This window comes from Paenibacillus sp. LRG-1, assembly GCF_057220305.1.
In genome coordinates this window covers 1,893,647-1,913,613 of sequence record NZ_CM170126.1, presented here as the reverse complement: position 1 = coordinate 1,913,613, position 19,967 = coordinate 1,893,647, and the positions used below count along the sequence as shown (strand labels likewise).

20 protein-coding genes and 2 tRNA genes are annotated in these 19,967 nt (G+C 45.8%); 5 read left to right on the top strand and 17 right to left on the bottom strand.

All coding sequences use genetic code 11. The features are described 5' to 3' along the window. Positions 1-171 precede the first annotated feature (171 nt). On the top strand, positions 172-738 hold the full coding sequence (locus tag ACUUJN_RS08550) for a TetR/AcrR family transcriptional regulator (protein WP_023987933.1): 567 nt from the start codon (positions 172-174) through the stop codon (positions 736-738). A 143-nt stretch (positions 739-881) separates the two neighbouring features. Here ACUUJN_RS08550 and ACUUJN_RS08545 read toward each other — a convergent pair whose 3' ends face one another. Next, positions 882-1,760 (bottom strand): radical SAM/SPASM domain-containing protein, encoded by an 879-nt coding sequence (locus ACUUJN_RS08545; protein ID WP_484669503.1) that lies wholly within the window; start codon positions 1,758-1,760, stop codon positions 882-884. A 229-nt stretch (positions 1,761-1,989) separates the two neighbouring features. Here ACUUJN_RS08545 and ACUUJN_RS08540 point away from each other — a divergent pair, with 229 nt between their 5' ends. Genes ACUUJN_RS08540 through ACUUJN_RS08530 form a run of 3 tightly spaced genes read left to right on the top strand, consistent with a single transcriptional unit; the run spans position 1,990 to position 4,414 of the window. Next, on the top strand, positions 1,990-2,745 hold the full coding sequence (locus tag ACUUJN_RS08540; RefSeq protein WP_028542888.1) for a helix-turn-helix domain-containing protein: 756 nt from the start codon (positions 1,990-1,992) through the stop codon (positions 2,743-2,745). 17 nt (positions 2,746-2,762) lie between these two features. Further along, a complete protein-coding gene (locus ACUUJN_RS08535; protein ID WP_104411499.1) occupies positions 2,763-3,413 on the top strand; it encodes a GNAT family N-acetyltransferase in 651 nt (216 codons plus the stop codon). Beyond that, a complete protein-coding gene (locus ACUUJN_RS08530) occupies positions 3,410-4,414 on the top strand; it encodes an alpha/beta hydrolase family protein (RefSeq protein ID WP_484669502.1) in 1,005 nt (334 codons plus the stop codon). The genes ACUUJN_RS08535 and ACUUJN_RS08530 overlap by 4 nt, the downstream gene beginning before the upstream one ends. A gap of 144 nt (positions 4,415-4,558) precedes the next feature. Here ACUUJN_RS08530 and ACUUJN_RS08525 read toward each other — a convergent pair. The 3 genes from ACUUJN_RS08525 to nrdR form a co-directional block, all read right to left on the bottom strand. Beyond that, positions 4,559-4,631, bottom strand: a tRNA-Lys gene (locus ACUUJN_RS08525). A gap of 12 nt (positions 4,632-4,643) precedes the next feature. Continuing rightward, positions 4,644-4,719 (bottom strand) — tRNA-Ala (locus ACUUJN_RS08520). Positions 4,720-4,849: 130 nt separating this feature from the next. Continuing rightward, positions 4,850-5,317 (bottom strand): transcriptional regulator NrdR, encoded by a 468-nt coding sequence (nrdR, locus tag ACUUJN_RS08515; protein ID WP_013309614.1) that lies wholly within the window; start codon positions 5,315-5,317, stop codon positions 4,850-4,852. 105 nt (positions 5,318-5,422) lie between these two features. Between nrdR and ACUUJN_RS08510 the strand changes: the two genes are divergently transcribed. Then, the gene (locus tag ACUUJN_RS08510; protein WP_013309613.1) at positions 5,423-5,647 is read left to right on the top strand and encodes an alpha/beta-type small acid-soluble spore protein; all 225 of its coding nucleotides are present in this window, start codon (positions 5,423-5,425) and stop codon (positions 5,645-5,647) included. A 119-nt stretch (positions 5,648-5,766) separates the two neighbouring features. Here the strand turns inward: ACUUJN_RS08510 and ACUUJN_RS08505 are convergent, their stop codons facing one another. The 13 genes from ACUUJN_RS08505 to mdh form a co-directional block, all read right to left on the bottom strand. Next, positions 5,767-6,330 carry a lytic transglycosylase domain-containing protein gene (locus ACUUJN_RS08505; RefSeq protein ID WP_023987928.1) on the bottom strand — a complete coding sequence of 188 codons (564 nt, stop codon included), beginning with the start codon at positions 6,328-6,330 and terminating at the stop codon, positions 5,767-5,769. Continuing rightward, a complete protein-coding gene (gene coaE / locus ACUUJN_RS08500; RefSeq protein ID WP_023987927.1) occupies positions 6,327-6,923 on the bottom strand; it encodes a dephospho-CoA kinase in 597 nt (198 codons plus the stop codon). The genes ACUUJN_RS08505 and coaE overlap by 4 nt, the downstream gene beginning before the upstream one ends. Positions 6,924-6,934: 11 nt before the next feature. Further along, positions 6,935-7,726 carry an MntP/YtaF family protein gene (locus tag ACUUJN_RS08495; RefSeq protein WP_023987926.1) on the bottom strand — a complete coding sequence of 264 codons (792 nt, stop codon included), beginning with the start codon at positions 7,724-7,726 and terminating at the stop codon, positions 6,935-6,937. 111 nt (positions 7,727-7,837) lie between these two features. Then, entirely contained in the window at positions 7,838-8,668 is an 831-nt protein-coding gene (gene mutM / locus ACUUJN_RS08490; RefSeq protein ID WP_023987925.1) for a DNA-formamidopyrimidine glycosylase, read from the bottom strand. Positions 8,669-8,739: 71 nt separating this feature from the next. Beyond that, a complete protein-coding gene (gene polA, locus ACUUJN_RS08485; RefSeq protein WP_484669501.1) occupies positions 8,740-11,394 on the bottom strand; it encodes a DNA polymerase I in 2,655 nt (884 codons plus the stop codon). A 177-nt stretch (positions 11,395-11,571) separates the two neighbouring features. Then, positions 11,572-12,231, bottom strand: coding sequence for a phosphate signaling complex protein PhoU (phoU, locus tag ACUUJN_RS08480; RefSeq protein ID WP_023987923.1), 660 nt, complete (start codon positions 12,229-12,231; stop codon positions 11,572-11,574). Positions 12,232-12,270: 39 nt separating this feature from the next. Next, the gene (gene pstB / locus ACUUJN_RS08475) at positions 12,271-13,029 is read right to left on the bottom strand and encodes a phosphate ABC transporter ATP-binding protein PstB (RefSeq protein ID WP_023987922.1); all 759 of its coding nucleotides are present in this window, start codon (positions 13,027-13,029) and stop codon (positions 12,271-12,273) included. A 127-nt stretch (positions 13,030-13,156) separates the two neighbouring features. Further along, positions 13,157-14,281 carry a methyl-accepting chemotaxis protein gene (locus ACUUJN_RS08470; protein WP_484669500.1) on the bottom strand — a complete coding sequence of 375 codons (1,125 nt, stop codon included), beginning with the start codon at positions 14,279-14,281 and terminating at the stop codon, positions 13,157-13,159. A 158-nt stretch (positions 14,282-14,439) separates the two neighbouring features. Next, entirely contained in the window at positions 14,440-15,171 is a 732-nt protein-coding gene (locus tag ACUUJN_RS08465; protein ID WP_013309604.1) for a response regulator transcription factor, read from the bottom strand. Between the two features lie 128 nt (positions 15,172-15,299). Further along, on the bottom strand, positions 15,300-17,102 hold the full coding sequence (pnpS, locus tag ACUUJN_RS08460) for a two-component system histidine kinase PnpS (RefSeq protein WP_028542891.1): 1,803 nt from the start codon (positions 17,100-17,102) through the stop codon (positions 15,300-15,302). A 120-nt stretch (positions 17,103-17,222) separates the two neighbouring features. Next, a complete protein-coding gene (locus ACUUJN_RS08455; RefSeq protein ID WP_023987919.1) occupies positions 17,223-18,092 on the bottom strand; it encodes an SDR family oxidoreductase in 870 nt (289 codons plus the stop codon). A gap of 208 nt (positions 18,093-18,300) precedes the next feature. Beyond that, positions 18,301-18,717, bottom strand: coding sequence for a hypothetical protein (locus ACUUJN_RS08450; RefSeq protein WP_023987918.1), 417 nt, complete (start codon positions 18,715-18,717; stop codon positions 18,301-18,303). Positions 18,718-19,023: 306 nt separating this feature from the next. After that, positions 19,024-19,965, bottom strand: coding sequence for a malate dehydrogenase (mdh, locus tag ACUUJN_RS08445; RefSeq protein ID WP_028542892.1), 942 nt, complete (start codon positions 19,963-19,965; stop codon positions 19,024-19,026). Positions 19,966-19,967 lie beyond the last annotated feature (2 nt).

Sequence of the window (19,967 nt, the reverse complement as noted above, 5' to 3'; positions counted from 1 at the left end):
ATGATTTAAAATATGATGATTATAATATATTATAGTCATCATATTTTAAAAGCGTCAATAGTCTTGATCAGCCTTTCTGAAGTTGTCGTTATAGGAAGACAAATTGACACGTTTTATTATGATGATTATAATATTTTGAAGTTAGCATTATAAACCCGTGGAGTGATTACAATGCCTTATCCAAAAGGCCATAAGATGAAAGTGCGGAGTAAGATCGTTGAAAGTGCTGCCCAAGCTTTCCGTGCCAACGGTATTCAAGATGTAAGTGTGCCCTTTATTATGAAAGGGGCAGGATTAACTCACGGCGGGTTTTATTCACACTTTGATAACAAAGAACAGCTAGTCGCCGAAGCCTGTCGCTATGCCGTCAGTGATACCCTCGCACTGCTTCAGGAGGCCGTTGACCAAGAAAAGCAAGATCCTAAAATTAATGTTGTCATCGATTACTATTTAAGCACCCATCACCGTGATCGAACAGAAATAGGCTGTATTATTCCTGCCCTTTCCGTAGAAATAGCCCGTTCTTCCGAAGAAATCCGGCAGATATTCACGCAGGAGTTGGAAAGAATGATTACGTTTATCTCCAATTTGGGGGGAATGGATCAGTCCAAGGGCAGTGCATTGTTCAGTAGTATGGTTGGTTCTCTTGTGCTTGCACGTTCTGTTAATGATCCTAAACTGAGTGACAGCCTTCTCTCGGCAGGCAAACAGTATGCCAAAGCGCTGGTTAATAGTTGAATGTAAGTATGTTTTACGTATGCAAAAAATCCGCTAAACACCAAGAAATCCTTGATGTTTAGCGGATTTTTCCTAAGAATCTAAACTCAAAACGAAGGTAACGATTTGTCAGAGATTCGAAGTCTCCACCTGCCAAATCTCCGTTATGTTCCAAATCGTTTGCGGTACCCGCATTTTCGGCATAACTCTTCTACCGCTTCTCTCTTAGAGAACCCGAAGTACAGACGGTTTGCACGCTCCCCTTCCACAATGTCGGAAAAAGATTGTTCATGCACGTTACCTAAATTTATGACGCCTTCTCCATCCAGACAGCAAGGGACCACCGTTCCATCCACCAATACCGCCGCTTGGCTACGGAGTGCATGGCAAAAGCCTTTTCCGTCATCTTCCGGAGCACTGAGGCTCGGCCATTCAAATTCATGGTCTTGATTCAAATAAACGTTTGGTGCGATTTTGACCCCACTGCCCGGTATCACCTTTTCCTCAATCCGATAGTCCAGTCCAAACTCTTGCTCCAGTCGTTCAAGTGTTTCCCGGTTGCGCTGACGCTGCACATTAGTCAAATTATCTTCAGTCAAGTTCCATAGACGGAACGAAATAATGACATTGTGTTTCACCGCTTCTCTTACAAACGTGAAAATATTACCCAAATACCCTTCTCGATCCACGGAGCCTTCATGCCCGTCAAAACTGTGGAGAGAGAAGTTCATCTGACGCAGCGCTGGCTGCCCAAGCAGCTTATGTCCGGTCTTCGACAGCAAGGTACCATTGGTGGTTATATTGACCTTCAAGCCTTTCTCATGAGCACTTTCCAGCAAAAGATCAATTTTCGGATGGAGCAACGGCTCTCCTTTTACATGCAAATAGATGTAATCCGTGTGTGGTTTGACCTGATCAAGCACATTTCGAAAGACTTCCGGATCAATAAATTTTTTGACACGCTGTGTTTGAGGACAAAAACTGCATGCGAGATTGCAAATGCTCGTTATCTCAATGTATACCTTTTTAAAAGTTTTCAACATGATTTCCCCATTCTAACCTTCATCCGGAGCATCTTGTTTATGCTCACTAATCTTATGATTATAACGGGTTATCACCGACAGGTAAACTCTCCAGTCTCTCCCTTGGTGTGGGCATCAAATGCTCGACACATACGCCTATCCAAGATTTGATTTGATATTTTCTATTGACCCTAGGTCTGACCTAAGGTTTATAGTGGAGTTATTCAACTATCAGTAAGGAGTCCTACCATTGAAAGAACACATTACGATCAGCCAGCTTGCTCAGCTCATGAATGTATCTGTACATCAACTGCGTTATTTTGAAGAAAAGGGAGTCCTGTATCCATCACATACAGAAGAAAATCAATATCGAATGTACGGGCTTCATGAGATTTATCAGCTTTCGCATATTTTATTATTACGCAAATTAAATGTCCCTGTCGATCAGATTCAAGAATGTATGACTTCCTATGCTGCCGATGACTATAACCAGCTTTTAGAGCATTCGTTGCAGAAGGTACAGGCCGAAATAGCTAACTTGAAGATGCATGAACAGTTTATTCACAAAGTGTTAGAAGAACATAATAATCGGACCCAGCAGGACGATGAGTATCAGGTCAAACGATTAGGTCCCCGTCATTTAAAGCTATGGTTTGCATTGGAGAATGGTCAAGAGCTCACTGCCGGTAACCTATTTGAACACCGCCCTGCCCCACCTCGATTATTTGAAAATGACCTGCATTACTTGTCTGATGCTGGACAGGCGAAGCTATGTTATGAAACGGCGGATGTGGCTGACTATATTCTGGAAGAGGGCAACTATCTTTATAAGCATCTTTCCGTCATTGAAGAACCAGAGATTGATTATGAAATTAAACAAATGGAACGATATGTAGCTCATCACCAATATAACTGCCAAAGCAAGATTGTTCTAGTAGAAAAATCTTATCTTTCGATGTTCGACAACAACAAGCTGCAATACGAAATTCAGGTTAAAGTAGAATAAATCTTGGAGGGCGTTAAATGAGTGCAAAATCCTTTGACATTGTTGCATACCAGAAACAAGACCATGAAGCTGTTTGCAGTCTTTTAGTCGAATCGTTTAAAGCAAAATTCCAATCTCTTGTTACACTGGAGGAGCAAGATATACAGAAGTTGTTAATGCAGGTTTGGGTTCAAAATCCTTATTCTTCATCTATGAAACAATTTGTAGCCAAAGAGAACGAAGATGTTGTCGGTGTTCTTTCCCTCAAATGGAAGGCCCCCTCCTCTTCACTTCCTGAAACAAATCCCATTTCTTTAGCTCCGCTCCTAAAACAGTTTGGTTGCTTCAATGTATTTAAATTTTTGACAGGTATGCATGCGCTGGAGTATACCCCCGCTGCAAATGAGTGTTACATTGATCATTTGGCGATTCGTTCAAGTCATCGTAACCAGGGAATAGGACGCCGTCTTCTAGCTTTCGCACAGCAATTTACGGTTGAATCTGGGTTTCATGCATTGACGCTTCATGTAGCGCATAAGAACCAAGGGGCTATCCGTTTGTATCACAAACTGGCGTTTGAAGTAGAACAATCCAAGTATAATGGGTTACGGCATTTTTGGTTCAAGGAGCCTGTATGGTATCTGATGAGTTGGAAAGAGAACCTGCATTCGAGGAGAGAGCATCGTTGAAAAAAACATTCAAGCTTACTTTTGGTATTGCGGCAGCTCTGGCTGTTGCCTTGATACTAATTGTTCTATATCAAAATTCCTACAAGATGACAGAAGAAAAAATACAAATTAAGACACCTAAAGGGCTGTTAACAGGTACATTAGCTTTGCCTAAGAACTACTCGGGAAAGGTTGGATTGGTTGTTTTTGTCCATGGGGATGGTCCTATTAATGACACATATGATGATGGATACAAACCACTGTGGGAAAAGTTCGCTTCCAAGGGTTATGCCTCCCTGTCACTGAATAAGCCCGGTATTAACAGCGCTCCTGGCAATTGGCTCGACCAAAGCATGGAGGACCGCGCACAGGAGATCCGATATGCAATAGACTGGGCAAGAAGCTTACCGATGATTGATAAGCAAAAAATCGGCCTATGGGGAGCCAGTCAAGCAGGATGGGTCATTCCGAAGATCGTTAAAGAGGAGCATGATATTGCATTCAGCATCCTTGTATCGCCTGCCGTGAACTGGATTTCCCAAGGACAATTTAATACCAGAAAAGAAATGGAACAAGAAGGAGCTACTCCGCAAGAAATTCAAAAGACATTGAACTACGATCAAGAAGTTCTACAGTTACTGAAAAAGCATGCTTCTTATGAAGAATATCTAGGCATAGCCGATCCTGACGATATGATTTCCAAAGAAAGATGGAGCTTTATAGGCAAAAATTTTCTGTCTGATTCCACCGAAGAATTAAGTCACTTCCATTCTCCTGTACTCTTGGTTCTGGCTGGCAAAGATATTAATGTTGATGTAAAGGGTACCGAGCGAGTCTATCGCCAGAAAATACCTCCAGAACTGCTGTCCGTGATTCATTTACCTGAAGCCGACCATTCCATGATGGATGAAAAAATCGCGCGTTCAAAATCTCTAACTTTCTTAACAGCCGTATTCGCCCCAAGAAAATTGGTGAATGGTGAGTATCTCAAATCCCTTTCCGATTATGTCAGTCATCGTTAAACAATGATGTTCTTTTTTGCCATACTTCTTTTGATATGCTAATGAAAAAATGCTAATGAAAACCCCATAACTGTTCTCGGTTAGACTGGGAATAGATCTATAAACAACAAAAAAACGGCATCTCTGCCGTTTTTTCTAAAAGGATGGACTCTCAGGGACTCGAACCCTGGACCAATTGATTAAGAGTCAACTGCTCTACCAACTGAGCTAAGAGTCCATAATAAAAGTTTGGTGGAGCCTAGGGGGATCGAACCCCTGACCTCATCGCTGCCAGCGATGCGCTCTCCCAGCTGAGCTAAGGCCCCATCATAAGTAAGTTAATCAACGTTTCAAGCGACTTCTATATCATATAAAATTTTTATTCCTGTGTCAATACTTTTATTAAAAAAATATAATCATCTTCCCACCTTGACCCAAGAAAGATACAGTCAGCGATCAGTCGCTGGCTGTATCTTTAGATAACAATGTTTTCAGTTCCTTCATAAACATATTGATGTCTTTAAACTGACGATAGACGGACGCAAAACGTACGTAGGCGACTTCATCCACTGGGTAAAGCTGTTCCATGACCAGCTCCCCGATCTGCTGACTATCGACTTCTGTGGCTGCTGTGTTGCGGATAGCGTTCTCCACCTGGGATACGATCATATCCAATTGCTCGACGGATACTGGGCGCTTCTCACAGGCTCGAATGAGACCGCGCAGCATTTTATCACGACTAAACTCTTCACGGCTGCCGTCTTTTTTGATGACCATGAGTGGGGTTTCCTCCACCATTTCAAAGGTGGTAAAACGCCTGGCACACTGCTCACATTCACGGCGGCGACGGATGGACTTGTTATCATTCGCAGGTCGCGAATCCAACACTTTCGTGCCATTGTAGGCACAATACGGACATTTCATAATCTCACCACTTTCTTTTTCCAATAAATTCCCGAAGATTTTTAGTAATAATTTTGTCAAAACGGATCATAATATGTTTACCACATCGCGAGGAGGTGAACAACAATGGCACAAGGAAACAATGGCAACTCCAACAATCTGGTAGTCAGCAGATCCTCCGGCGCTCTGGAGCAAATGAAATATGAGATCGCTCAAGAGCTGGGTATCAGCATTCCTCAAGATGGATACCAAGGTAACATGACTTCCTATGAGAACGGTTCGATCGGGGGCTACATCACAAAACGCCTCGTAACGATCGCCGAACAACAATTGGCAGGTCAATACCAATAATCGCGGTAATAATGCAGAAATAACAAGAAAAAGTGTATGGACGGGCTGCTAAAAACAGCCTGTCCTGCGCTTTTTTTCATTTTAAAGCGAAAAGGCTCATCATGTCATTAACTTGTCTTTTAAAAATCATTATAAATTTTCGTGTATTGCCTGTAGTAATAAATGACCCGCTGTACATAATGTCGTGTCTCACCAAAAGGGATTTGCTTAATGGACTCTTCTTTTCCATCCCACACTCCCTTATCGAGCCACTCTTGAACTTTACCCGGCCCTGCATTGTAAGCAGCTACGATTGCTACAGGATTATCCTGAAACTTCATGGATAGGTTATGCAAATACCAGGTTCCCAGCTCTATATTGGTACCAGGCTCGTGCTTGACACTGTCTAGCGGAACCTTTTGAATCTGGGCGCTGTCCATAATCCAATTTGCTGTATTCGGCATAATCTGCATCAACCCCAGTGCACCCTTATGCGATTGCTTACTGGTTTTAAAATTGGTTTCTACGCGGATAATAGACGCCACCAAAAATGGGTCCACTTCATACGTTTGTGAATACTGCCGAATCTCATCCTTATATTGAATCGGATAGAACCAGGACATCCAATTTGAATTGAGGAACAGAATCAGGACAAACCCGACAAACAAAGTGAGCAGGACTCTTTTCTTTCGCAAAATATTCATGCAAGTCCCTTCCGCTGCCAAAATTGATCAATTTGTCGTTTCGTCTCAGACTGTGTTCCGCTATTATCGATAACGATATCGGCCAAGTTTTTCTTTTGTTCAATATCCATTTGTGCGGACAGCCGAAGTCCAGCTTGTTCCTCCGTCAGACCGTCTCTGAGCATCAGACGCTGGAGCTGAATATCACGTGGTACGTACACAACCATAATTTCCTCGTACAAGCTCTCCAGCCCGGACTCGTACATTAACGGGATATCTGCCAAAACAAGCTTGTCCGGCTGTTCCCGTTCATATGCTTCCATACGCAGTCGCATTTCCTCACGAATAGCAGGATGTGTAATATCGTTAAGTGCCTGCCGCTGGGCAGGGTCTCCGAATACAATCTCACCCAGTTTTTTGCGGTGCAGGGTTCCGTCACTGTTCACTATAGCTTGTCCAAAATGCTGTATGACCGCCGCCAGCACCGGATGCCCCGGAAGCATCACTTCCCGGGCAATGGCATCTGCGTCGATCAGCAGCGCACCTTTGGCGACCAAAAGAGCCGACACGGTGCTTTTTCCGGTAGCAATACCTCCGGTTAATCCGATATTCATGCTCTTTCACCTCATAACAGCTTCAATATGCCCATCATAATCAGTAATAATGCCGGCAATACACCCAGCGCCTTCATAAATCGAAATGCTGATAGAAAGAAGCCTGCCTTCATCCCTGCAATCAAAAATGTTCCACTGAATAACGTAATAGCCAGCGCAGTAGACAGTGGCTGAAAACCAAGCATAGCTGCCCCTAATCCCGCTCCGAACGCATCGACCGATAATGCAATACCCAGCCAAACCGCTTCGGTAGCAGATATACTGCCAGAACGGTCCATATCCGCAGCAGACGGGCTTCGAAGAATCCGAATAACAAGTCCCCATTTGCGGAACTCCAGAGAAAATAGCGTTCGCTCCTGCTGCTCTACAGAAGCTTCTGCCGACAGATCTTTTCTTGAGCTAAGGAAAGACTCTGTATCAGCATCCTCTATACTCTTCTTCTCTCCAAGAACAGATCTGCTCACTGGATCAGTCTGTTCTGTAAGAAGCAGCCCCCGAGAGGCCTCCGCTGAATCCTCTAGCGAATCCTCTTTGCGGTGCAGAGCTTGAAACAAAGAGTAACAGCCGATACAGATCAGGATGACAGCGCCGAAAACGGTCGTATATACAGGAGACAGGACACGAGATAGTAATGCGCCCAATTGCATGGATATGCCAATCACCAAACCTGAACATACGGAGATGATAGCAATCGACAACAGTGGAATTTTCATTTTGCGCAGACCATATGTAACACCGACTCCGAAACTGTCCAAACTTAGCGCAAATGCCAGTAACAGCAGGGCTCCCCAATGATTAGCCACTCCAATTCCCTCCCATTGCGAAGGCAGGGCCTTATAACAACCGAAACCCTCCGCAGTATTGGTACTTGGAACAATATATGAGAGGGATGGGCTTGGGGTGACTGTGCCTGTTTAGCGCAGAGGCTGGCAGACCGGACAATGATGTGTGCCACGTCCGGCTACGACAGATTTTTCGATCAATGTGCCACAGTTAATGCAAGGCTTCGCGTTACGTCCATAGATTTGCAATTGATGCTGGAAGTCGCCCGTTTTGCCCTGTCCATTAACGAACGATTTAATGGACGAGCCTCCAACCTGAATCGACGCACCCAGCGTGGAGACAATAGCTTCATGCAAGACATGAAATTGGCTATCCGTTAGGCTTTTGGCTGGCTGTGCTGGATGAATCCCCGCCTTAAACAACGATTCATCTACATAAATATTCCCAATGCCCACCACATATGACTGGTTTAACAGCGCTGCCTTGATCGAAGTCGAACGAGTTCCAACAGCGACACGCAGCATTTCGGGTGTAAAGGCCTCGTCCATCGGTTCCAAACCAAGCTTGTTCAGCGGCTTTTCCAGCAAATCCTGTCCTGCCGGAAATAAGTGCATCGTGCCAAACTGGCGCACATCCTGATAACGCAGCTCCGTACCATCTTTAAAATGAAAGATGACATGGGTATGCTTTTCCACAGGATCATGTTGCGAATACAATCCATATCGCCCTTCCATTCGAAGATGGGAGACCAACACCAGCCCGTCCAGCAAAATCCGCAGAAACTTTCCGCGTCTTTCCACCCCTGTAATCCGGTGATCGGCCAATTCCATCGCAAAAGCATGGATATCATCGGGCCGTTGAATGATCCGCGGTAAATTCACGGTGACATGATCTATATGTTTATCAACGATAAGCTCGTTTAGCGTTCGTTTAATTGTTTCTACTTCCGGTAATTCCGGCATGATGTCTTCACCTCACCCTATATTATAACGGAAGCAGCGTCAAATTGGGACTATCTACTCATTGAAATATCTTACTTGGCCTCATACCAATTGCTTCCATAGCTTACTTCGGCTTTGAGCGGCACAGCCAGCTTTAATGCAGCTTCCATGGTAGCCGGGACAAGCTCTTTCATCGTCTCCATTTCCTCAGGCGGAACCTCGAACACAAGCTCATCATGTACTTGGAGCAGCATTCTGCTGCGAAGATTACGTTCACGTAGCGCCTTATCCATCTGTACCATCGCCAACTTGATAATATCGGCAGCGGTACCTTGAATCGGCGTATTCATCGCTGTACGCTCAGCGAATGAACGCAGGTTGAAATTGCTGGCGTTAATCTCCGGCAAATAGCGTCTGCGTTCCAACAGCGTTTTTACGTAGCCGTCCCGCTTCGCATCCTTCACAATATCATCCATGTAACGGCGAACGCCTTGGAACACATCAAAATACTGGTCGATAAAGCGAGCCGCTTCCTTCCGCGTAATATTCAAATTTTGTGACAGACCATAATCACTGATTCCATAGACAATCCCAAAGTTGACTGCCTTCGCAGAACGCCGCATGTTGGAGTCCACATCTTCCGCTGCTACACCAAACACATCGGATGCGGTCTTGGTATGGATGTCCATATCGTGGACAAAGGCTTCCTTCAAACGTTCATCATCCGAAATATCAGCTAGCACCCGCAGCTCAATCTGTGAGTAGTCTGCCGCCAAAATAGACCAGCCCGGTTCGGACGGAACAAACACTTTGCGGATTTTACGACCCTCTTCAAGACGAATCGGAATGTTTTGCAAATTCGGAAATTGACTGCTCAAGCGTCCAGTTGCTGCAACCGTCTGCCGGAAATACGTATGCACCTTACCCGTTTTCTCCGAAATTTCTTTAAGCAATCCTTCGACATACGTCGATTGGAGTTTGGCAATTGTACGGTACTGCAAAATATTTTGTACAATATCATGATAGGGGGCCAGCTTTTCCAATACCTCCGCATCGGTCGAGTACCCCGTTTTCGTCTTTTTAATGACAGGCAAACCCAGTTTATCAAACAAAATCTCACCCAGCTGTTTAGGTGAATTCAGATTGAACTCTACTCCGGCAATGCTGTAGATTTCACCCACCAACGTTGCAATCTGGGCTTCAAATTCTTTCCCCAAAGCGCGCAGTTCTTCTACGTTCACCAAGATGCCCTGCTTCTCCATATCCGCCAAAATGCGGGACAACGGCATCTCCAGCTCATGAAACAGCTTGTGCATTTCCGTTTTTTCCAGCTCCGCCTGCTGCACAGGCACCAAAGCTTCAATCACCGCTGCCTTACGCGCCACATGATCGGACAGTACATCCACGTCAGGGACTTTATATTTAGCTCCTTTGCCGAACACTTCTTCGTCTGGACGGATCGAAGACAAGCCATGTTTGGCTGCCAATCCGCTCAATGTCTGGTTTGCATCGGTTGGGTCCAGCAAGTACCCTGCCAGTTGCACATCAAACTCGGCACCTGCAAACTCAATTCCATGCCAGTGTAAAGCCAAATCCGTTCGATGCAGATCATGACCGCGTTTTTTGCGTTCAGGGTCAGCAAGCCATGCGCGAATAGGTGTAGCTGCATCGCTTTGCAGTGCATCCAGTGTCATAAAAAATTGCTGTCCCGTTGCGGCAAATATCAGACCTACAATGTCAGCATGATGCGGATTATCACCATGCGTCTCAACATGCAGCACATCCACACGATCCAACACTTCTACCAATTCGCTAATCCGCTGCTCATCCAGCACTGTTACGTCAGCCTCGGCTTCCTCTACGTCTACCCCAGTACTTCCAACCTCACCTGAAAAGGATAAACGCTCCAGCAAGGACTTGAACTCCAGCTTCGCCAGAGCTGGCCCGGCCGTTTCTGCTTGCAGCCCGCCGAAGGCCACATCTTCCAGCTGCTTGTCCAACGTTACATCCCGATAAATGGTCGCCAAATCTTTGCTCATTCGCGCATCATCAGCATGTGTCTCTACACGTTCTTTCATTTTGCCCTTCAGCTCATTCGTGTGCGCCAGCACTTCTTCGACTGAACCGTATTGATGCAGCAGCTTGAGCGCTGTTTTTTCTCCCACGCCAGGAATACCAGGAATATTGTCCGACGTATCGCCCATCAGACCCTTAAGATCAATAATTTGCAGCGGCTTCAGGCCATATCGTTCCTGAATTTGCTCAGGTCCATACGTCTCCACCTCAGTAACCCCTTTGCGAGTCAAGCCGACTGTGACATGGTCTGAGGCCAATTGGAGCATATCCTTGTCCCCAGTCACGACCAGCACATTAAAACCGGCTTCGTCCGCTGTCTTGGACAGGGTGCCTATAATATCGTCCGCCTCATAGCCATCCAGTTCAAACTGGGCAATGCCGAAAGCGGTCAATAGCTCTTTCAGCAACGGAAATTGCTGAGACAGCTCTGGCGGTGTTTTCTCCCGTCCACCTTTGTAATCCTCGTATCCTTTATGGCGAAACGTTATTTTGCCGGCATCGAAGGCAACCAGAATATGTGTTGGTTTGTGCTCCTCCAAGAGCCGCAATAACATCGTCGTAAATCCGTACACCGCGTTCGTCTGCTGCCCGCTCGAATTCGTTAACGGTGGCATAGCAAAAAACGCCCGGTAAATGATACTGTTACCATCTATAAGCATGAGTTTATCCATTTAGCACCTCGCAAGTTCATCAATGCATTCGTAACGTTCTTACGTTTTACGCATTCCTCTTCCTATCTTAACATACAAGACTCCTTTTTCAGAAAAAAACGGCTGCTTCCTAACCAAATTTGCCTTTTGCTCAAAGACAAGTCTGGGTCAGAAACAACCGCTATATACCTGAAAGCTCTACTGGTTCAAATCTGGTCTCTCCCCTGTCACGAGATATACAGTACTTTCACCGATATTCGTAGCATGGTCACCAATTCGTTCAATGTATCGTCCTACAAGCAGTTGCAGCATGGCTTGTGAAGCCTCTGCCGGCTTTTCTACCATAAAGGCGTACAGATCGCTGATCATGTGGCTATACATGGAATCCACACGATCATCCTCTTTGGCCATTTTGTAGGCCAGATCTGTATTTTCATCCAAATAGGATTTGATCGCATCATCTATCATTTCTTTAACAATGGAAGCCATGTGCGGAATATCCACCAGAGGCTTAATGATCTGCTGCCCTTCCAAACGAAGTGTCACCTTGGCAATATCAAGTGCCAAATCGCCCATTCGTTCCAGATCACTGGAAATTTTAAATGCAACAATGATCCGGCGCAAATCCTTCGCTACCGGTTGCTGGGTAATAATGAGCTTGGAACCCATATCGAGAATATTCTCTTCCAGCGTATTGAGGGATGCATCATTTTTGACCACCTGCTGAGCCAATTCTATATTTTTGGTCTGCAAACATTCAATGGCCTGATCGAGCGCCTTCGAAACGTGTGCACCCATTTCGCGCAGTACGGCTCTCAGCTCATCTAACCCTTCATCAAAACCTTTTCTACGTATCATTTCGAAGTCACCCCTTCTGGCATATTCATCTGGTAGGCTTTAGCCAAATCGCCCTGAAATATAATCTTCTGTACGTGAATCTTGCGGCGTGGAAAACATCGTCTCTGTATCCGCCGCTTCCACCACAACACCATTTAAAAAGAACGCAGTTCGACCGGACACACGCGCTGCCTGATGCATGTTATGCGTCACCATGACGATGGTATATGTGTCTCGCAATTCCTGAACCAGTTCTTCAATTTTCATCGTGGAGATCGGATCTAGCGCAGATGTCGCCTCGTCCATAAGCAAAATATCTGGCTGTACAGCAAGCGCCCGGGCAATGCACAACCGCTGCTGTTGTCCACCGGACAAGCTCAGAGCTGAACGCTTCAGAAAGTCCTTGACCTCTTCCCAGAGTGCCGCCTGCCGCAGGCTTTGCTCGACCAATTCGTCCAACTTGTCCTTTTGCCGAACTCCATGCAGACGTGGGCCGTAGGCCACGTTATCATAAATTGATTTGGGAAATGGGTTAGGCTGTTGAAAAACCATTCCTACCTGCTTACGCAGAGTTTCTACTTCCATAGTATCGCCGTATATATCCTGACCTGCGATACTCACGGTGCCTTCAATACGCGTTCCCGGTATCATGTCATTCATCCGGTTCAGCGTACGCAGCAGAGTCGATTTGCCGCAGCCGGACGGGCCGATAAAGGCAGTTACCGTTTTTTCAGGAATATCGAGGTTTATATGTTTCAGCGCGTGAAATTTCTCATAATATAAATTCAGCTTATCAATCCGGATTACGGAATCATTCATGGATTTATGATCTCCTTCGTGTTGCAGTTATGATCCTCAAGCATTGCACCTGATTTGCACAATATGAAGATTATATAAGCTGTGTGTAAATTTAGTGTGGTGGATTTGTTAACGGTATGTAAAATGATCAAGAACTTAGCATGAGCTCAAGCTCCTGTGCAATTTCGGCTGCATTCAAAGCCGCTTCCTCTGCGGAATGGGACATTTCGCTGTTTTTGGCTTCAATTTCATCGACAGCCTGCAATAGTTTGGCAAAAGTTTGTGTTCCAGCAGAAATATATTGAGAGCCTGTATGAATCTGCTGCATACTCGTATCCGTCAGTTCAGCAGTGTCACGCAGCATCTGCTCGATATGGGTGAGTAAGCCTGTAATCTGCGTGGAAAAAGCTTTCGTCTGGAGTGACATATTCCTCACCTCCTGAGACACAATCTGGAAGCCTCGTCCATGTTCGCCAGCATGCGCCGCTTCAATGGACGCATTGATCGCCAGCAGTCCGCTTTGATCTGCCAGTGCACGAATGGATGAGGCCATGCCCGCAATGTCATTCAGCGATTGGGTCAACGCCGTCATCTGCTCATGCTGGCGCTTCATTTGCTCCGTGACCGCACGATAGGAGAGCAAAACATCCTCCAATTCTACTTTGCCACGGCGGGATAATTCACTCATTGAGCGGGTTAGCCGCACACTGTCATCGGCCTCTTTAGCTGCATCCAGCACAGTCAGCTGAATACGCTGGACTCCGTCATAGCTATGCCGAATCACATCGCCCCGCTCTTCGTCCGCTTCTCTTTGCATTCGCTGCACGACGGACAGGATATCACGAATCGTGAGTACGCCGAGTAATCGTGTGCCTTCCTTAATCAACACACAATCGTAAAAACGCTGTTCTTCACGCAACATCGCCAATTCCACAATATCCGATGCCCGGCTTTTTAAATCCACAATTAATGTATCGGGGTCGGCAAATATGGCCGCAGGCTTGTCATAGAACAACGCCGCAGCAAATCTGCCCGTAAAATGGCGATTGTACGCATCTCTCATAATAATGCCCAGTGGAAGATCATTTTTATCCACAACAATAACACAAGGTATATCTTCCTGTGTTTTCATAAGTGCTAACAGTTCTTTACAAGACATGTCCGTACCAATGATCGGAACCTCCCGGCATGGCACATGGGTAGTAATCGGCTTGTATGCTTCACGTTCAATCACGGCAGTGGAACTCGGCTGGGTCTTTGGTTCCGTTATCATCGTTCTGAAGTCCCCTTTTTTTAACTACTTGGAGTGACGGGAACATCATATCGGTCATTTGTGATTCTAGCGATCAGTTTTGTTAATGAAATGTAAAATCACGAAATGGACACAAAAGTCGCCGGACACTGCCATAGATAAAGAAAAACGCTCCTCATTTATAATAAATGAGAAGCGCTTCTTTTTTTATTTACAACCAGCTTGTACCCCACTCCACGGATCGAATCAATATGAACCGAGTCGGGATCTAGCTCCAGCTTTTTACGTAAGGAACTGACGTGCACATCCACGGTCCGTTGACCGCCAATGTAGTCAAAACCCCAAACAGCATTCATCAGATCATCTCGGGTCAATACCACACCCGGCTTGCGGGACAAATAAAGAAGTACCTCAAATTCCTTTGGTCTGAGGCTGATGGACTGACCTCCAAGAATGACTTCATATTTTTCGGGGTAAATCTCCAGCTCGCCCAATTGAATTTTGGAGCTATCTTTCTGATCAGACAACACTCCTTCATCCCCGCCGGAAGTTCTTCGCAGCACAGCCGTCACGCGGGCCAACAGCTCAGAAACGCCAAAAGGCTTCGTGATGTAATCATCCGCACCCGACTTCAGCCCTTGAACAACCTCTGCTTCACCGTTTTTGGCCGTTAAAATAATGATAGGCGTCGTCAGCCCCTGATGGCGAAGTCTGCTCAGAATGTCCAGTCCGTTCATTCCCGGCAACATCAAATCCAGCAGGATCAAATCGTAGGACTCTCTGGAGGCTTTCTCAAACCCGGCACTGCCATGATCCTCCGTGTCCACTTCGAAGCCTTCTTGTATCAAATTGTAGGATAGCAATCTGGCAAGCGTTGGTTCATCCTCAATAACCAGCAAGCGTTGTCCCATAAATAACTTCATCTCCTGTTTACCTGTTAAAGGCGCATTGGTCAAAATCCTGAAACCTTTTTCATACTCATGCGACACCCGTTTATTTTATCACGGCATTGTTAACAGAATGTAAAAAATGTTCTAGTTCATTCTTCCTGTTGCAATAGTGGTAATTCAACTGTAAACGTGGTACCCAATCCAAGCTCACTTTCCACCGAAAGGGTGCCATGATGCAAATCGACCAAGTGTTTGACGATCGACAATCCCAGCCCCGTTCCGCCAGAGTTGCGCGAGCGTCCTTTGTCCACCCGGTAAAAGCGCTCAAAGATACGTGGCAGGTCCTTCTTCGGAATTCCAATACCTGTATCACTGACTGTAAATACGACCTTTTCCGTGTCATTCTCCCGCTGTATCGTTAGAACCTTAATCTTTACCTTGCCACCATCAAGTGTATAGTTGATGCCATTAGACAAAAGGTTCAAGAAAATCTGCTGAAGCTTATCTTCATCTGCCTCCATAAACAACTCATCCGGGATATCCATGTGTAGCGTAATTCTTTTTTTGGCCGCAACATTGTTCAGTTTTTCCAGCAATGAATCTATGAACGACGAAACGTGCACCGGCGAGCAATCCAGCGGAGAACGCTTGGATTCAATTTTGGATAGCTCCAGAATGTCACCGATCAGCCGATTCAATCGTTCGCTTTCATCATATATAATTTGCAAAAATGAGCGGGCCGTTTCTTCATCTTTAACCCCGCCACCGAGTAACGTCTCGGCAAAGCCCTTGACCGCGGCAATCGGTGTTTTTAGCTCATGAGAAACGTTAGCCACAAATTCACTCCGCATATTTTCCAACCGTCGAATGGCCGTAATATCCTGTAAAAGGAACAGCATCCCGCGGTATCCGCCTTCATCCTCATACATCGGGACACCGTCCAGCAACACGAGTCTCTCCTCGGGATTGTACAAATGAACCTCACCATGCAACCTCTCTCTGCTTTGTATGCTGCCCTCAATTAGCTTTGTGAGCTCATAGTGCTTTTTCAACTCATGATACGGCTTGTCCGTCACCCGTTTACCCACGACACCAAGCATTCGCTCAGACTCACGGTTTACAAGCGCAATACACTCACTTGCATCAATCATTAGAATTCCGCCTGTCATATTACTCATGACGCTCTGGAGTAGATCCTCATTGTCGCGTATCGTTTTCATTTGGTTTTGGAGACTGTCAGCCATACGATTAATGGCTTCACCCAGTTGCCCTACCTCATCCCGGCGCTGTACACCGACTCTTGCGTCATAATCCAGCCCTGATATGCGGTTGGCTACCCCTGTAATATGTTCAATGGGCGAGGTGAGGCTGCGAGCAATACGATAGCTCACCAGTCCAGCAGCAATAAACAGCAACACAAGACCAATCCCGATGGCCGTCCAGCCACGCCGTACTCCCTCCTCCACCGCTTTCAGGCTCATAGACAAACGGATATACCCATCAAAGCCCTTGTCCGATACAACAGGTTCAGCGACGTATAGCATGTTTCGTTGCAGAGTTTCGCTGTAGCGTATTGTCCGACCGATTCCTTCCGCCGTGGCTTGCCGTATTTCATCACGAGATGCGTGGTTTTCCATCTTACGAGGATCACTTAACGAATCGCCAACCACCGTCCCGTCCTTGCGAATGAAGGTCACCCGCGATTCCGTCAGACGAGCAATTTCTTTCGCCTTTTGAGAATAATAAGAGACATAATCCGTACTGGACAGGGCATCTGCATTAACAAAAGGGAATGTAGCCCGAAGAAGGTCAATCTCCCGTCCCATGTTCTCCTCTAGCACCTTCATATTCGAATTTTTAAAAATTTGTCCCATCGTGATTCCAGCAGCAAGGACAGATACGCCAATCAAAATCAGCATGATCAGGGTAAGCCTGAAACGAAACGATTTCATAAAATATGCCCATCCTTTATGTAGGTTAAGTCTCATTCTACAGGCTACTTTCATTATGTTCCACTGTGAAAAGAAAAAAAGGCCAGGGCATAACACGCCCCCAGCCTTTCCTTTATCCTCTTATCCGTTTATAACTTCACCGCCGTTGATATGAATAACCTGCCCGCTTACATATGAAGAATCGTCTGAAGCAAGGTACACATAGGCTGGCGCCAATTCTTCCGGCTGGCCCGGACGCTTCATTGGCTGTGCTCCTCCAAACTCGCTGACCGTCTTGGCATCAAATGTAGACGGGATTAACGGCGTCCAGATTGGCCCTGGTGCTACAGCGTTCACCCGAATACCTTGATCCGCCAAATTGAGTGAAAGGGAACGAGTAAAGGATGTGATTGCCCCTTTCGTCGATGAATAATCAATGAGTGTCTTGTTCCCAGCGTACGCGGTAATCGATGTTGTGTTGACGATAGTGCTTCCTTTCTTCAAATGCGGCAATGCTGCTTGCGTCAGGAAGAACATACCAAAAATATTCGTACGGAAAGTACGCTCCAACTGTTCTTTGGTAATATCCTCCAGCTTTTGCTGTGGATGCTGCTCTGCCGCATTGTTCACAACGATGTCGAGCTTGCCCAGCTCGTGAACCGTCTGTTGAACCGCTTTTTTGGCAAATTGGTCATCTCCGATATCGCCAGGAATCAACACACATTTGCGTCCCTCCTGCTCTACCTGACGTTTTGTTTCTTCCGCGTCCTTGTGTTCATTCAAGTAAATGATAGCTACGTCCGCACCTTCTTTGGCATACGTGACAGCTACAGCCCGTCCAATTCCACTGTCTCCACCAGTAATAAGTGCAACTTTACCTGTTAGCTTGCCAGCAGCTTTGTAAGTTGGTTTTTCAAACTGGGGTGCAGGCGACATTTTGGACTCAATCCCCGGTTGCTGGTCCTGATGCTGTGGGGGCAAGGTTTGCTGAGGTTGGTTACTTTTAGGCATTGTACATTCTCCCTTCAAAATCAGATATTTTTTAGGATGCAACATTTGCATCCACTCTACTCCTGATTTACCACACAAAGTTATTCGTTAAACGAAAAATGTAGTTATTTGAGCGCACAAAAAAACGACCTATGCTTATTCAGCACAGACCGTTTTTTCAATTTAGCATTTGTCATCATTCGATTACAGGCTCTCACCAAATGCATAATTAAATAATATGGCTGTATACCATTAAAAACGTAATTAAAATCAGGAAGACGGCAAGCAGCGTACTGAACATTCGCATTTTGCCAGCGTATTGCGTAATAGGCTGTTGGCTACGAATCGCTTCCAGCGACAGCCGTAACGGCTTACCCATGGCTCCCGCGATACCAGAAATGGCGAGAAACAACAGCAAAACGACAACGATCCATGCTACCGAATAAGAACCCCAGGGAAAAATCATATAGATACCGCTAACAAGCACAAGGATCAGTGCAAATTGAGCCAAACGGTTCAATAGCTGAACAGCCGATATCGTTCCCTCCTGCACGCTAGGAGCCAATTTGTCGATTTTGCCCACAACGAAGGGGAGCAATAAATAAAAACCCATTGCCAGTGATCCAATAATGTGAATAAAAAACATTCTTTACAACCTCCATTTCTTTGTTTTCTTACAAACTTTTTTTCCATAGAACGATCATATTCCAACGAATGACTACCATCTTTTCAGTGTTTTGGGACATGCTTTTCTATGTCAGGATTTTGCAAAATCCTCATGTAACTATCAATACATATGAACTCTATTATACCGGGGAAGTGGGTCAAAGCAAAGGAATACAGAAGAAAACGAATAGATTACTTAAAAGTAAAAGAGGTGTCCAGCGGCCATGACTATGGCTTGGGGACACCTCTTCAAGTAAAAGTATACCGTCTTAGTAGAAAATTGAATCTATACGGTAACTATTTTAATCACACTGCGGACCGATTCGGCGGATTGATCGAGCGCTGCTTTTTCTTCGGCTGTCAATTCCAACTCGAACACTTTTTCGATGCCATTGCCGCCAAGAAGTGTCGGTACGCCAAGGAATAAATCCTGATAGCCGTACTCTCCCTCCAGGTATGCAATGACCGGAATAATCCGTTTTTTATCTTTTACAATCGCTTCTGTCATTTGTGCAAGCGAAGCTGCCGGAGCATAATATGCGCTACCATTACCCAACAGATTAACGATCTCTCCGCCACCGCCGCGTGTACGTTGTACGATTGCTTCGATACGTTCCTGCGAAATCAGGGTTTCGATAGGTATACCTCCAACGCTGGAATAGCGTACCAGGGGCACCATATCATCACCGTGACCACCCATAACGAAGCCGCGCACGTCTTCGACAGAAACGTTCAGTTCTTGTGCAATAAAGGTACAATATCGCGCTGTATCCAGCACACCTGATTGGCCAATAACCCGATTTTTCGGGAACCCAAGCGTTTGATAGGCAGTATAGGTCATAGCATCTACCGGATTACTCAGAATAATGACGATAGAATCCGGCGCATACTTCTTCACGTTCTCACAAACGGATTTTACAATTCCTGCGTTCGTATTTACCAAATCATCACGGCTCATACCCGGCTTGCGTGCAATCCCGGCTGTAATAATGACGATATCCGAGTTAGCTGCATCCTCGTAATTGGAAGTGCCCGTGATCTGGCTGTCAAATCCCTGTACCGGACCGGCCTCCAAAATATCAAGCGCCTTGCCTTTGGTCGGATTCTCTAGTTGCGGAATATCGATGAGTACGATATCACCTAGCTCCTTTTGAGCCAGCAGCAATGCGGTAGTGGCACCGGTAAAACCGGCGCCAACAATGGATATTTTTTTACGTTGAATGGACAAGT